The following is a 13,895-nucleotide window of genomic DNA, read 5'->3' as shown; positions in this document are numbered from 1 at the left end:
TCGGGACGTGCCGACGACCCTACACAAATCCGCTGGAACGCCCTTGCGCGGCGTGCACCCCGTGTCGTAACGTCCACCGCAGAAACCGTTTTCCGGGTAGCTCGAACCACCCGGACGGTGCCAGTCACATCGCAAGGAGGCGACATGACCACCACGCTCGCGACCGATCGCGGCGCGCACACCGCGACCCCGGTCCTCCCGACCGCCGACGCGCACCTCACGCTCCGGCCGCTGCCGACGGGCGACGCCCGGATCACCGGCGGCTTCTGGGCGCTCCGCCAGGAGCGCAACGGCCGCGACGCCGTGCGGAGCGGCTACCAGCAGCTCGAGACGGCCGGCAACTTCCGCAACCTCCGCATCGCCGCGGGGCTCGAGGAGGGCGAGGCCGTCGGCCCGATCTTCATGGACTCCGACGTGACGAAGTGGCTCGAGGCCGTGGCGTGGGAGTACGGCCGCGCCCCCGCCGAGGACCTGCTCGACCTGCAGCGCGAGGTCACCGCCCTGTACGCCCGGGCACAGGCGGACGACGGCTACCTGGACTCCGTACAGCAGGTCCGCGGGAAGGGCGAGCGGTACACGGACCTCAAGTGGAGCCACGAGATGTACTGCGCCGGGCACCTGTACCAGGCAGCCGTGGCCCAGCACCGTGCGACGGGCGACACCGGGCTGCTCGAGGTCGCGATCAAGAACGCCGACCACCTGGTCCGCACGTTCGGCGACGGCACCGCACCGGACGGCACGCCGAAGACCCGCGACGTCGACGGTCACCCCGTCGTCGAGATGGGCCTGGTCGAGCTGTACCGCGAGACCGGCAACCGCGACTACCTCGACCTGGCGCACTGGTTCGTCGACGCCCGCGGGCACGGCATCATCGAGCGCGCCGGCGGTGAGCCGACCTACTTCTCCGACCGGGTGCCGAGCCGGCAGGCCACGACCGTCGAGGGGCACGCCGTCCGCGCCGTGTACCTGGCTGCGGGTGCCGTGGACGTCGCGATCGAGACCGGCGACACCGAGCTCCTCGCCGCGAGCGAGCGCCAGTTCGCCGACATGATGGCGACGAAGGCGTTCATCACGGGCGGCCTCGGGGCCCGCTGGGACTGGGAGGCGTTCGGCGACCCGTACGAACTGCCGACCGACCGCGGCTACGCCGAGACCTGCGCGGCCATCGGCGGGGTGCAGTGGGCCTGGCGACTGCTGCTCGCCACCGGCAAGCCCGGCTACGCCGACGCGATCGAGCGCCTGCTCTACAACGCGTTCCTCGCCGGGGTGAGCCTGGCCGGCACCGAGTACTTCTACGTGAACCCGCTGCAGCAGCGCGACCACGCCCACCAGGACGAGAACCGCTCCCCCGCACACGGGCGTCGCGGCTGGTTCGACTGCGCCTGCTGCCCCCCGAACATCATGCGCACGTTCGCGAGCCTCGACGGCTACCTGGCGACCGCGACCGACGGCGGGCTGCAGATCCACCAGTACGCCACGGCCGACCTCGGTCCGGTGCGCGTCGAGACCGACTACCCGCACGACGGCCGCGTGGTCGTCACGGTCACCGAGGACGGACCGCTCGCCCTGGGGCTGCGGATCCCGGCCTGGTCGGACACCACGACCGTCACGGGCGCCGGTGGCGACGCGAGTCCCGCAGCGGGCACGCTCCACGTCATCGACCGCGAGTGGACCGCCGGCGACACCGTCGAGCTCGTCTTCGACACCACGCCGCACCGCTACGTCGCCGACGCCCGCATCGACGCCGCCCGCGGGCAGGTCGCGATCGAGCGCGGCCCGCTCGTGTACGCGGTCGAGCAGGCGGACCAGCAGGGCTTCACGGTCGACGACCTGACGGTCGACGCCGACGCACCGATCACCGAGGAGCGCCGCGGCGACCTGCTCGACGGGGTCGTCACGCTGCGGATCCCGGGGCACGCCCCGGCCGAGCACGCGCAGCCGGCCTGGCCGTACCAGCGGCTGGACGGGCCGGGAGGCGCGACCACGGCCCGCGACGCGACCAGCGTCGACGACGTGGCCGGTCCGCAGGGCGCGACCACGGGCCTCCAGGCCGGTCACGACGGTCGCGACGTCACCGCGACCGCGGTCCCGTACTACGCGTGGGCCAACCGGGGAGCCGCGCCGATGCGCGTCTGGCTCCCGCTGGCGCGGTGACCGGCGTGGACCGCCGTGCGTTCCTCGTCGGCGGCGTCGCCGGCGGGGCCGCCCTCGCCCTGGCCGGGTGCTCCGGCACGCTGCCGAAGGTCGACGCGGAGCCCGCGAGCTTCGGGAAGGACGCGACCGGCACCGTGCAGGTGTGGTGCCGATCGGCGACCCAGGCCGGCCTGACGTCGGCCGTCGCCGGGTTCAACAAGGCGAACCCGGAACTGCAGGTCCAGCTGACGCCCGTGCCGGACGCGCAGTACGTGACCAAGCTCGCGACCGCGATCCGCGGGGGTGAGCCGCCGGACGTCGTGGACATCGACGACATCAACTCGCAGCTGTTCATCTTCCGCGAGGCGTTCGCCGACCTGACCGACGTGGTGAAGGGCCTCGACTACTTCGACGCGATCTCGCCGGGGCACCTGCGGCTGCTCGAGTACCGCGACCGGTACTACGGACTGCCCTACCTGGCGGACAACTCGCAGCTGTTCGTGAACACCGAGCTGTTCGAGCGGGCGGGCCTCGACGTCGAGGAGTCGACGAAGGACCTGTCGACGCTGCTCGACGCGGCGAAGGCCATCCGGAAGCTCGACGACGACGTGTACGGCTGGTCGATCTCCGGCAACGCCGCCGGCATCATCGGCTTCGTCACCCAGCCGCACGTCTGGGCGACCGGGGTCGACATGATGACCGGCGAGGTGGGATCCCAGCGGGCGAACATCACCGGCAACGAGGCCCTCGAACGCATGCTCGAGTTCTACCGGCAGCTGTGGCAGGACGGCGTGCTGTCGAAGGCGACGTACTCCGACGCCGGCACCACGTGGGGCGCCGACTTCCGGGCCGGCAAGGTGGGGATCTTCCCGACCTCGTACGGGGCGACCGTGCCCGCGGCCACGAAGGCGATGCGGGCGAAGATGCAGACGGTGCTCATCCCGTCGTGGGACGGCCAGCGGTCGTTCTTCGACGGCGGCGACAACATGTGCATCCCGAACGGGGCGGCGAACCCGTCCGGCGGATGGGCGTTCATGCAGTACGCGAACAGCCTGCAGCAACAGCAGGCGCTGCCGGACGGCGGGTACTTCCCGACGCGGTCGGACGCCGCCACTCCGGAGTACCGCAAGCGGTTCCCGCTGGCGTACGGGCCGCTCGACGCCATCGAGGAGGGCTACGCACCGCAGACGCTTGCGTACAACCTGCTCAACAACCAGCCGTCGTCGCCGTACTTCGCGATGTTCCGCGAGGCCGTGTTCGGGTCGGGGAGCGCGGCCGCCATGCGGACGGCGCAGTCCGACTACCAGCGGATCCTCGACCAGGTGCAGGCCTGAGCCTGCCCGCCTGTCTTCTCCGCTCGTCTCGCTCGTCTCGCTCGTCTCGCTCGTCTCGCTCTTGTTGATGCACAGAGAGGTGCACGCATGTCGACCATCTCCACCCGGCGCCCCGCCGGCCGGACCGGCGCGGGCCGTCCCACCGTGGGCCGCCGCCCGGGGCGTGGCGGCCCCGTCAGGACCCGCAACTCGCTCACCCACCCGCCGCGCACCGGCGCGGTCCTCGTCGCCCCGGCGATCCTGTTCGTCGCCGTCTTCGTGCTCGTCCCGCTCGTGTTCGCGCTGTACATCTCGTTCACGAACTGGCCCCTGATCGGCCCGTACCGGTTCATCGGGCTGCAGAACTACCTGACGCTGTTCCAGGACCCGACGTTCGTGCACGCGATCGGCTACACGCTGCTGTACACGGCGATCGTGACCCTGCCGATCCTGGCGCTCGGGTACTTCCTCGCCGTGCTCGTCCGGGCCCGCCGCCGTGGCAGCACGGTCCTGCGCACGGTGTTCTTCCTGCCGTACGTGGTCGGGCTGACGACGCTCTCGTTCATGCTCGTGCTCGAGGCACAGCCGAACTCCGGGGCCGTCAACATGGTGCTCCGCTGGCTCGGGTTCACCGACGGCAGCACCGCGTGGCTCGTGAACGGTCCGCTGGCGACCCTGCTCATCTGCGTCCTCGTGGTCTGGGCGGTGTCCGGGCTGACCATGGTGCTGCTCATGTCGGCCATGCAGGGCGTCCCCGACGAGGTCTACGAGTCGGCGCAGCTCGAGGGGGCGTCGTGGTGGCAGACCGAACGCCTCATCACGTTCCCGATGATCCGCTCGACCGTCGCCCTGAGCGTCATCATCTCGGTGATCGGCTCGCTGCTCGCTTTCAACCAGTTCTACATCCTGACCCAGGGCGGGCCGGGCACCGAGACCACCACGATCGTGAACGCGATCTACAACCGCGGGTTCGTGAACCTGCAGCTCGGGGCCGCGACCGCCCAGTCGATCGCCCTCGTCGTGGTGATCGCCGCCGTGACGGTGTTCCAGTTCTGGGCACTGCGAGAGAAGGACTGACGCCATGAGCACCACGACCTCCCGTGCGGCCCTCGCGGCGCCGGACCTGTCCACCCGGGCCCTCACCACCTCGGGCGACGGCCGACGTCGGCGCCACCACCAGGGCAGCGTCCAGCACCCGCGCGACACCACCGTCAAGCGCACCCTGTACGCGATCGCCGGCATCGGTTCCGCGCTCGTGTTCGGCGTCCCGCTCATCTGGTCGATCCTGCGGGCGTTCCAGTCCGAGGCCGTCATCACGCAGGCCCCCGACCCGGCGACGTTCTTCCAGCTCGGGTGGCAGAACTTCGCCGCCGTGTTCGCCTCGTCGTCGCACCTGCTCACCGGCGTCGTGAACTCGCTCATCGTGTCGATCGCCACGGCGGTGCTGACCGCGGTCATCGCGACGATGGCCGGCTACGGCTTCGCGCGCTTCCGGTTCCGGGGCGCCGGGCTCGTGTTCGGCCTGGTGCTGCTGACGATGATGGTGCCGTTCCAGGCCATCCTCACGCCGCTGTACCTCGAGATGAACGCGATGGGGCTGACGAACTCGCTGCTCGGGCTCGTGCTGTTCTACACGACGGTGAACCTGCCGTTCGGGGTCTTCGTGATGCGGAACGCGTTCGAGTCGATCCCCACCGAACTCGAGGACTCGGCCTTCGTCGACGGGGCCTCGCGCTTCCGGGTCGTCGTGTCGGTGCTCCGCCCACTGCTCCTGCCCGGGGCGGCGACCGCGGCGCTGTACGCGTTCCTGGCGTCGTGGACGGAGTTCCTCGGGGCCCTGACGTTCCTGACGAAGGACTCGCTGTACACGCTGCCGGTCGCGCTGCTCAACCTGCAGACCGGGGCGTACGGGCAGGTGTCGTACGGCAACCTCGTCGCCGGGTCGGTCGTGGCGATGATCCCGTGCATCGCGCTGTACGTCGGGTTGCAGCGGTTCTACGTCGCCGGGCTGTCGTCCGGGGCGTTGAAGGGCTGACGGTCGGGTCAGCTCGGGGTCGTGCGCCGTCGCACCGTGCGCAGTTGCCCGGCCGGTGCGGGGTAGCCCGCTCGGTGCGGGACTGTAGCGCCGCACCGCGCGATCAACCTCGCACCGGCCGTACAACACCGCACCGTGCGCCGCGGCCCCGCGCACGGAAGAACCCCGCACAACCCGGACAACACCGCACCGTGGCCGCCTACGTGCTGCGCCGCACCACCAGCTCGGGCGCGAGCAGCGTCTCGTCGCGGGGCTCCCCCTCGACCAGGGCCCGCACGGTGTCGAGCACCCGCTCCCCCATCGCCCGGAAGTCCTGCCGCACGGTGGTCAGCGGCGGCGTGAAGTGTGCGGCCTCGGGGACGTCGTCGAACCCCACGACCGCGATGTCGTCGGGAACCCGCAGTCCCTCGTCGGCGAAGGCGTGCAGGACCCCGAGGGCCATCTGGTCGTTGCCCGCGAAGACCGCGTCCACCGTCGTCACGTCGATGTGCCGCGCAGCCGCGAAGCCGCTCGCCGGGGTCCAGTCGCCCTCGAGCACGACCGGTTCGAGCCCGGCGTCCTGCATGATCCGCAGGTACGTCGCCCGGCGCACCTCGGACTCCTGGGACACGTGCGGCCCGGCGATGTGCACGATCCGGCGGTGCCCGCGGTCGAACAGGTGCTGCATGACGAGCGAGGTGCCGGCAGCCTGGTCGATCGCGACGGCGGCGACGCTCGGCGCGACCGGGGTCCGGACGGCGTCGCGCTGCACCGCGTTCGACACCACGACGGGGACCGTGACCGGCACGGTGAGGGATGCGAGGGCGTCGAGCACCCGGTTGTCGGCGGCGACCAGGACGATCGCGGCGACGTCCTGCGCCAGCAGTGTGGTGAGCGCACCGGACAGGTCGGACGGCCGCGGTTCCTCGGGCAGGGTCGACAGCAGCACGTGGTACCCGGCCGAACGGGCGGCCCGTTCGAAGCCGATCGAGGTGCTCGACGGGCCGTACAGCGCGTCGCCGGCGGTGATGATGCCGAGCGCCTTGCTCCGTCCCCCGGCGAGCGCCCGGGCGGCCGCGCGGGGCCGGTACCCGAGCGCGGTGACGGCGTCGGTGACCTGCGTCCGGTACTGCTCACGGACCGTCGGGTCGCCGTTGATCACGCGCGAGACGGTCTGGTGGGACACGCCGGCGCGTTCGGCGACGTCGAAGATCGTCGGGGCCTTCCGGCGCTTGCCGCCCTTGCCCTCGGGGGCGGTCGTGGTGCTCACGTCGCCAACCGTACCGCTCGGTCCGGGCACCGCGGCAAGATCACGAAACGGCGGTGTTGAGTTGACACCCCGTCACGGAACCCACAAGATGTGAGCGCTCACACGAGCGCATCCCACGGGGCACAGCAGCCCCGGCACCCGAGGCGTCGAGGACGACGCGAAGGAACAGAGGTACTTCGATGATGAAGCGCAGGATCATCGCGGGCGTCGCAGCCGTCGGCATCGCGATCTCGCTGGCAGCCTGCTCGGCCGGCGGCCGTGCATCCACCGAGGGCGGCGACAGCGGCGACTCGAACAAGGGCGCCCTGGTCGGCGTCGCGATGCCCACCAAGGTCTCCGAGCGGTGGATCAAGGACGGCGACGCCGTCAAGAGCGACCTCGAGAAGGCCGGCTACAAGGTCGACCTCGAGTACGCGGACAACAAGATCCCGCAGCAGGTCCAGCAGGTCAGCAACATGATCACCAAGGGCGCGAAGGTCCTGATCGTCGCGTCGATCGACGGCGGTTCGCTGTCCGACCAGCTCGACGCCGCCGCCAAGGCCGGCATCAAGGTGATCTCCTACGACCGCCTGCTCACCGGCAACAAGAACGTCGACTACTACGTGTCGTTCGACAACGAGAAGGTCGGCGTCGACCAGGCGAACAGCCTGCTCACCGGCCTCGGCGTGCTCGACGAGGACGGCAAGGAGACGGACGAGAAGGGTCCGTTCAACATCGAGGTGTTCGCCGGCTCGCCCGACGACAACAACGCCACGTTCTTCTTCAACGGCGCGATGAAGACCCTCAAGCCGTACATCGAGGACGGCACCATCACCATCGGCTCCGGCCAGGACGGCTTCACGCAGGCCGCCACGCAGCAGTGGGACCCGGCGACCGCCAAGTCCCGCATGCAGAACCTCGTCGCGAAGTCGTACTCCGGCGGCACGAAGCTCGACGGCGTCCTCTCGCCGTACGACGGCATGTCGATCGGCATCATCTCCGCGCTGCAGGGCGCCGGCTACGGCACCGACAGCCGCCCCCTGCCGATCATCACCGGTCAGGACGCCGAGGCCGCCAGCGTGAAGTCGATCGTCGAGGGCCAGCAGTACTCGACCATCTACAAGGACACCCGCCAGCTCGCCGAGAAGTCGGCGTCGATGGCCGAGGACCTGCTCGCCGGCAAGGAGCCGGAGGTGAACGACACGAAGACCTACGACAACAAGGTCAAGGTCGTCCCGACGTTCCTCTTCCAGCCCACGGTCGTCACGAAGGACAACTACCAGAAGGTCCTCATCGACTCGGGCTACTACACCGACGCCGACCTGAAGTAGGTCGCAACCCATCTGTCGGACCGGAGGCGCGGGTCGACCCCGCCCCGCGCCTCCAGTCCGTCTCCACCTGCGCGCCGCGAGCGCGCACTACGGAAGGCGGTCGACGTGACGGACACCATCCTCGAGATGCGTGACATCACCAAGACGTTCCCCGGCGTCAAGGCGCTCCAGGGGGTCTCCATCGAGGTCGAGCGTGGCCAGGTCCACGCGATCTGCGGTGAGAACGGCGCCGGCAAGTCGACGCTCATGAAGGTGCTGTCGGGCGTGTACCCGGCCGGTTCCTTCGACGGCGAGATCCTGCTCGACGGCGAACCCGTGCGGTTCGCGAACATCAACGACTCCGAGGCAGCCGGCGTCGTCATCATCCACCAGGAGCTGGCGCTCAGTCCGTTCCTGTCGATCGCGGAGAACATCTTCCTCGGCAACGAGCGCTCCAAGGGCGGCTTCATCGACTGGAACAAGACGAACCTGGCGGCGGCCGAGCTCCTGCAGCGCGTCGGTCTCAAGGACAACCCGGTCACGAAGATCGTGGACATCGGTGTCGGCAAGCAGCAGCTCGTCGAGATCGCGAAGGCGCTGTCGAAGCAGGTGAAGCTCCTCATCCTCGACGAGCCCACGGCAGCCCTGAACGACGACGACTCCGCGCACCTGCTCGAGCTCATCCGCTCGCTGCAGGCCGAGGGCATGACGGCGATCATCATCAGCCACAAGCTCAACGAGATCAAGGCGATCGCGGACAAGGTCACGATCATCCGCGACGGCAAGACGATCGAGACGCTCGACATGCACGCCGACGAGGTCTCCGAGGACCGGATCATCCGCGGCATGGTCGGCCGCGACCTGTCCACCCGCTACCCCGTCCGGGAGCCCCGCATCGGCGAGGAGCTCCTGCGGATCGAGGACTGGACCGTCCACCACCCGCTCGACGGCTCACGCGAGATCATCCACCAGGCCAACCTTACGGTCCGCGCCGGTGAGATCGTCGGCATCGCGGGCCTGATGGGTGCCGGACGCACCGAGCTCGCGATGAGCGTCTTCGGGCAGTCGTACGGCACCGGGATCAGCGGCACCGTCTACAAGCGGGGCACCCCGATCAAGACGCACACGGTGACGCAGGCCATCGACAACGGCATTGCCTACGTCACCGAGGACCGCAAGCGCTACGGCCTGAACCTGATCGACGACATCAAGCGGAACGTCTCCGGGTCGGCGCTCGGCAAGCTCGCCAACTGGGGCTTCGTCAACGCGTCCCACGAGACGACCGTCGCCGGCAAGTTCCTCAAGGACCTGAACATCAAGGCGCCGAACGTCGACGTGCTGACCGGCAAGCTCTCCGGCGGCAACCAGCAGAAGGTCGTGCTGTCGAAGTGGATGTACGCCGACCCCGACGTGCTCATCCTCGACGAACCCACGCGCGGCATCGACGTCGGCGCGAAGTACGAGATCTACACGATCATCAACCAGCTCGCCGACCAGGGGAAGGCGATCATCGTGATCTCCTCCGAACTCCCCGAACTGCTCGGCATCTGTGACCGCATCTACACGCTCTCCGAGGGCACCATCACGGCTGATGTGCCCCGCTCCGAGGCCACACCCGAGGTCCTCATGCAGTACATGACCCAGGAACGGGAGACCCCTGTCAATGAACGCGCTTAAGTCCGCCGCCGGCTACCTCACCGGGCAGCTCCGACAGATCGGCCTGTTCATCGCGCTGATCGTCATCGTCATCTTCTTCCAGGTGACGACGAACGGCATCACGCTGGCCCCGATCAACGTCTCGAACCTGATCGTCCAGAACAGCTACATCCTCATCCTCGCGATCGGCATGGTGATGGTCATCATCGCCGGGCACATCGACCTGTCCGTCGGGTCGGTCGTCGCCTTCACCGGTGCCATGGCCGGTGTGATGATCACGCAGTGGGGCCTCCCCTGGCCCGTCGCCGTGGTCCTCTGCCTCGTCATCGGCGCCCTGGTCGGCGCCTGGCAGGGCTTCTGGATCGCCTACTTCGGGATCCCGGCGTTCATCGTGACCCTGGCGGGCATGCTCGCCTTCCGTGGTGCCGCCCAGATCGCCCTGCAGAACCAGCAGATCTCGCCGTTCCCGTCGGGCTTCCGCTCGCTCGGATCCGGCTTCCTGCCGGCCTTCGGCACGAGCGGCTACGAGCCCCTCACGATGATCCTCGGCGTCGCCGCGGCCGCCGTCATGGTCGTCGTCGCGTTCCGTGGGCGCGCCACCCGTCGCAAGTACCAGCTCGAGGCCGAGCCGTTCCTGTGGTTCATCGTGAAGCTCGTCTTCGGTGTCGCGCTCGTGATGTACATCGCGCTGCTGCTGGCCAGCTACAACGGCACCCCGATCGTGCTCGTCATCCTCGGTGTGCTCGTGGTCGTGTACTCGCTGATCATGCGGAGCGCCGTCTTCGGCCGCCACATCTACGCGATCGGTGGCAACGCCCTCGCCGCGCAGCTGTCCGGTGTGAAGACGAAGCGGGTCACGTTCCTGCTGTTCGTCAACATGGGTGTCATCTCGGCCCTGGCCGGCGTGGTCTTCACCGGCCAGCTCAACCTCGCCTCGCCGAGTGCGGGCAACGGCTTCGAGCTCGACGCCATCGCCGCGGTGTTCATCGGTGGCGCGGCCGTCACCGGTGGCATCGGCACCGTGCCGGGAGCCATCATCGGTGGTCTCATCATCGGCATCCTGAACAACGGCATGTCGATCCTCGGTGTCGGCACCGAGTTCCAGTCCCTCATCAAGGGCCTGGTGCTGCTCGCCGCCGTCGCGTTCGACGTGTTCAACAAGCGCCGGGCGGCGTCCGCGCGCAAGTAGCGCGTTCGCGCTTGTTCGCTTGGCGAGCAGAATCGGTCGGGTCCTCGATGGGGACCCGACCGTTTCTGCTCACGATCGGGACAGGACGGCCCAACCCCCGGCCGGGAGGCGCAGGGTCCCGTCCCCGAGATCGGCGCCGCCCGCCTCGACCTGCGTCGCGTCGGCCACGGGCACCTCGACGGGGTCGTCCGACAGGTTCAGGGCGGTCACCACGGCGGCGTCCGCCGTCGCGGTCCGCAGCACCACGGCGGTGTTGGTCAGGTGCACGACGTCGGTGTGCGCCCGGTGCAGCCACGGGTTCCGGCGGCGCAGGGCGATGAGGGCCTCGTACGCGTGGGTCAGGGCGGTCGGCTCCGGCGCCTCGGCCGGGAACTCCGGTCGGACCGCGTCGTCGCCGCCCTCGCGTTCCTCCTTCACCGCGGTCCAGCCGTACTCGTCACCGGCGTAGACCACGGGGGTCCCCGCCACGGTGAAGAGCACGGCGGCGGCGTGCCCAGCGAACCGCTCCCCCACAGCACTGGCGATGCGGGTGACGTCGTGGTTGCCGACGAAGGTGGTCGGAGCGAAGGTGGCGAGCAGGGCGTCGTGCCGCTCGATCGCGTGCGCGAGTTCGTGACCGTTGCGATCCGCGATGCCGTGCCAGATCCCCTGCCAGAGCTCGTACTGCGTCAGCGAGTCCATCGTCGACTCCTGCGCGATCACCGCTGCGTCCCCGTGGATCACCTCGCCGCTGAACCAGGCGTCCGGGAACCGCTCCCGCACACGCGGCAGCACCCGCGCCCAGAACGCCGGCGGCACCGCGTAGGCCGCGTCGAGCCGCCATCCGTCGACCCCGCGCGCCAGCCAGTGCGTCATCACCTCGACGACGAGGTCATCGGTCGCGCGGTTTCCGTGGTCCAGTGCGACGAGGATGTCGTGGCCCTCGAACAGTCCGACGGGCACGGGCTGCCCCGGCTGCCACCCGGACCAGTCGATCGCGAACAGGTCGGCGGTCGGCGCCTCCGGCCCCTGCTCGGCCAAGGCCCGGAAGGCAGGATGCTCACGCCCCACGTGGTTGAAGACGCCGTCGAGCAGCACCCGCACGCCCCGCTCGTGCGCCGCGGCCACGAGGGCGTCGAAGTCGCTGTCGTCACCGAGCCGGGGGTCGATGCGGAAGTGGTCCACGGTGTCGTAGCCGTGCGTCGAGGCCGCGAACACCGGACCGAGCAGCAGGCCGTTCAGACCGAGGTCGACGACGTGGTCGAGCCACCCGGTCAGGCGGTCGAGGCGGTGCTCGAGCGGACGCTCCCCCACCGGTGACGCGGGGCGGACCTCGGCGCCGACGAAGCCGAGCGGGTAGACGTGCCACCACATCACGTGCTCCACCCAGGCCGGTTCGGACGGTCGGGCGGGCGCGGTGTCGGGGTTCACCGCTCCGATGCTGCCAGGCGCACCTGGACTGTGTGCGTGGTCGCTGTGTACGGCCCTGCCGAGCAGGACGAGGATGGGGCCATGGGACGGGCGATCAGGACGGAAGCCGATGCCTCGGCATCGGGGGCGGCACACGCCGAACGGACGTGTGCCTCGTGCGGTCGTCGGATGCCGTCCTCCGCGGCGCCGGAGACGAAGTGGTGCTCGGGAGCCTGCCGTCGGCACGGTCTCGACGACACCGATCGTGCCCTCGAGCAGCGCATCGACGAACTGCTCGCGGCCCGGGCACGGACCTCGAGCATCTGCCCGTCCGAGGTCGCACGCTCGCTCGACCCGGACGACTGGCGGCCGCTGATGGAGCCGGCTCGGCGGGCGGCACGACGGATGGTCGCCCGGGGCGAGGTCGAGATCACCCAGGGCGGTTCCGTCGTCGACCCGTCCACCGCGAAGGGCCCGATCCGCATCCGCCGTCCGCGTTGAGGGAACACGTGTCGCCCAACGTGGGTTGCATCGAGGGATGACTGCAACCGGATCGACCGAACCGACCCCTGCCCGCCGCGAAGCCCTGGTCGTCGGAGCCAGTGGCATCACCGGTTCCGCCCTGGTGCGCCACCTGCTCGATCTGGGCTGGGACGTGACGGCGCTCTCCCGCCGACCGCTCGCTGAACAGGGTGTCAGGACCGTCGCAGCCGACCTGCGCGACCCCGAGAGCCTGGCGGCCGCACTCGCCGACGAACACCCGACCCACGTCTTCTTCACCGCCTGGCAGCGGCAGGACACCGAGGCGGAGAACATCCGCGTGAACGGCGGCATGGTCCGCGACCTGCTCGTGGCACTGTCGCACGCTCCGCTCGAGCACGTCGCCCTGGTCACCGGCCTGAAGCACTACCTCGGCCCGTTCGAGGCGTACGCCGCCGGCGAGATGCCCGACACCCCCTTCCACGAAGAGGAACCGCGCCTCGACACCCCGAACTTCTACTACGCGCAAGAGGACGAGCTCTTCGCAGCCGCCGAACGCCAGGGGTTCACCTGGTCCGTGCACCGCTCGCACACGGTGATCGGGCACGCGGTCGGCAACGCCATGAACATGGGCCTCACACTCGCCGTGCAGGCCACGCTGGCGAAGGAACTCGACCTGGACTTCGTGTTCCCGGGCAGCGAGGCCCAGTGGAACGGCCTGACCGACATGACCGACGCCGGCATCCTCGCCGAGCACATGGTGTGGGCATCGACGTCACCCGAGGGTGCAGACGAGCCGTTCAACATCGTCAACGGTGACGTCTTCCGCTGGCGCTGGATGTGGCCGCGCCTGGCCGCGCACCTCGGTGTCGACCCCGCGCGCGTCGTGGGCTACCAGGACGCTCCGCGACCGCTCGAGGAGCAGATGGCGCCGTACGAGTCCGAGTGGGCCGGCATCGCCGAGCGCCACGGTCTCGCCGAGGCCGACATCACCCGGCTCGTCTCGTGGTGGCACACCGATGCCGACCTCGGTCGTGCGATGGAGGTCGTCACAGACATGGGCAAGAGCCGTGAGGCCGGGTTCACGGCGTTCCGCCGGACCGAGCAGGCCTTCGCGGACCTGTTCGCCCGGTACCGGACCGACCGCCTCATCCCCTGATCG

At 69.7% G+C, this 13,895-nt stretch carries 11 protein-coding genes; 9 read left to right on the top strand and 2 right to left on the bottom strand.

The annotated features are described in order from the left end of the window. Nucleotides 1-144 precede the first annotated feature (144 nt). The 4 genes from KK087_RS01445 to KK087_RS01430 all read left to right on the top strand — a co-directional run bounded on the left by KK087_RS01445 (nt 145) and on the right by KK087_RS01430 (nt 5,481). Nucleotides 145-2,154, top strand: coding sequence for a glycoside hydrolase family 127 protein (locus KK087_RS01445; RefSeq protein ID WP_214563963.1), 2,010 nt, complete (start codon nt 145-147; stop codon nt 2,152-2,154). Beyond that, complete coding sequence (locus KK087_RS01440) at nt 2,151-3,467, top strand: ABC transporter substrate-binding protein (RefSeq protein WP_307858337.1); 1,317 nt, start codon at nt 2,151-2,153, stop codon at nt 3,465-3,467. The genes KK087_RS01445 and KK087_RS01440 overlap by 4 nt, the downstream gene beginning before the upstream one ends. An 87-nt stretch (nt 3,468-3,554) precedes the next feature. After that, nucleotides 3,555-4,523 carry a carbohydrate ABC transporter permease gene (locus KK087_RS01435; protein ID WP_214563962.1) on the top strand — a complete coding sequence of 323 codons (969 nt, stop codon included), beginning with the start codon at nt 3,555-3,557 and terminating at the stop codon, nt 4,521-4,523. 4 nt (nt 4,524-4,527) lie between these two features. Further along, nucleotides 4,528-5,481, top strand: a complete 954-nt coding sequence (locus tag KK087_RS01430; protein ID WP_214543984.1) for a carbohydrate ABC transporter permease — start codon at nt 4,528-4,530, stop codon at nt 5,479-5,481. Nucleotides 5,482-5,680: 199 nt separating this feature from the next. On the opposite strand, the gene KK087_RS01425 is transcribed toward KK087_RS01430, so the two are convergent. After that, a complete protein-coding gene (locus KK087_RS01425; RefSeq protein WP_214531103.1) occupies nt 5,681-6,730 on the bottom strand; it encodes a LacI family DNA-binding transcriptional regulator in 1,050 nt (349 codons plus the stop codon). 179 nt (nt 6,731-6,909) lie between these two features. Here KK087_RS01425 and chvE point away from each other — a divergent pair, with 179 nt between their 5' ends. The 3 genes from chvE (at nt 6,910) to mmsB (ending at nt 10,864) form a co-directional block, all read left to right on the top strand. After that, nucleotides 6,910-8,040 carry a multiple monosaccharide ABC transporter substrate-binding protein gene (gene chvE, locus KK087_RS01420; protein WP_214531101.1) on the top strand — a complete coding sequence of 377 codons (1,131 nt, stop codon included), beginning with the start codon at nt 6,910-6,912 and terminating at the stop codon, nt 8,038-8,040. 105 nt (nt 8,041-8,145) lie between these two features. Next, nucleotides 8,146-9,696, top strand: a complete 1,551-nt coding sequence (mmsA, locus tag KK087_RS01415) for a multiple monosaccharide ABC transporter ATP-binding protein (RefSeq protein WP_214531099.1) — start codon at nt 8,146-8,148, stop codon at nt 9,694-9,696. Further along, entirely contained in the window at nt 9,683-10,864 is a 1,182-nt protein-coding gene (mmsB, locus tag KK087_RS01410; RefSeq protein ID WP_214531097.1) for a multiple monosaccharide ABC transporter permease, read from the top strand. Before mmsA ends, mmsB begins: the two co-directional genes overlap by 14 nt. 69 nt (nt 10,865-10,933) lie before the next feature. Here the strand turns inward: mmsB and KK087_RS01405 are convergent, their stop codons facing one another. Beyond that, the gene (locus KK087_RS01405; RefSeq protein WP_307859914.1) at nt 10,934-12,274 is read right to left on the bottom strand and encodes an alpha-amylase family glycosyl hydrolase; all 1,341 of its coding nucleotides are present in this window, start codon (nt 12,272-12,274) and stop codon (nt 10,934-10,936) included. Nucleotides 12,275-12,442: 168 nt separating this feature from the next. Here KK087_RS01405 and KK087_RS01400 point away from each other — a divergent pair, with 168 nt between their 5' ends. Both KK087_RS01400 and KK087_RS01395 read left to right on the top strand, forming a co-directional pair. Further along, complete coding sequence (locus tag KK087_RS01400; RefSeq protein ID WP_250893350.1) at nt 12,443-12,754, top strand: DUF3253 domain-containing protein; 312 nt, start codon at nt 12,443-12,445, stop codon at nt 12,752-12,754. A 37-nt stretch (nt 12,755-12,791) separates the two neighbouring features. Next, nucleotides 12,792-13,892: an SDR family oxidoreductase gene (locus KK087_RS01395; RefSeq protein ID WP_214563961.1), complete on the top strand. Its 1,101-nt coding sequence runs from the start codon at nt 12,792-12,794 to the stop codon at nt 13,890-13,892. The last annotated feature ends 3 nt before the right edge of the window (nt 13,893-13,895 follow it).

Origin of the sequence: Curtobacterium aurantiacum, from assembly GCF_018598555.1 — a bacterium.
Lineage (GTDB): Bacteria > Actinomycetota > Actinomycetes > Actinomycetales > Microbacteriaceae > Curtobacterium > Curtobacterium aurantiacum.
Note: the sequence above shows the minus strand (reverse complement) of the source record. Positions and strands in the feature narration are given on the sequence as shown.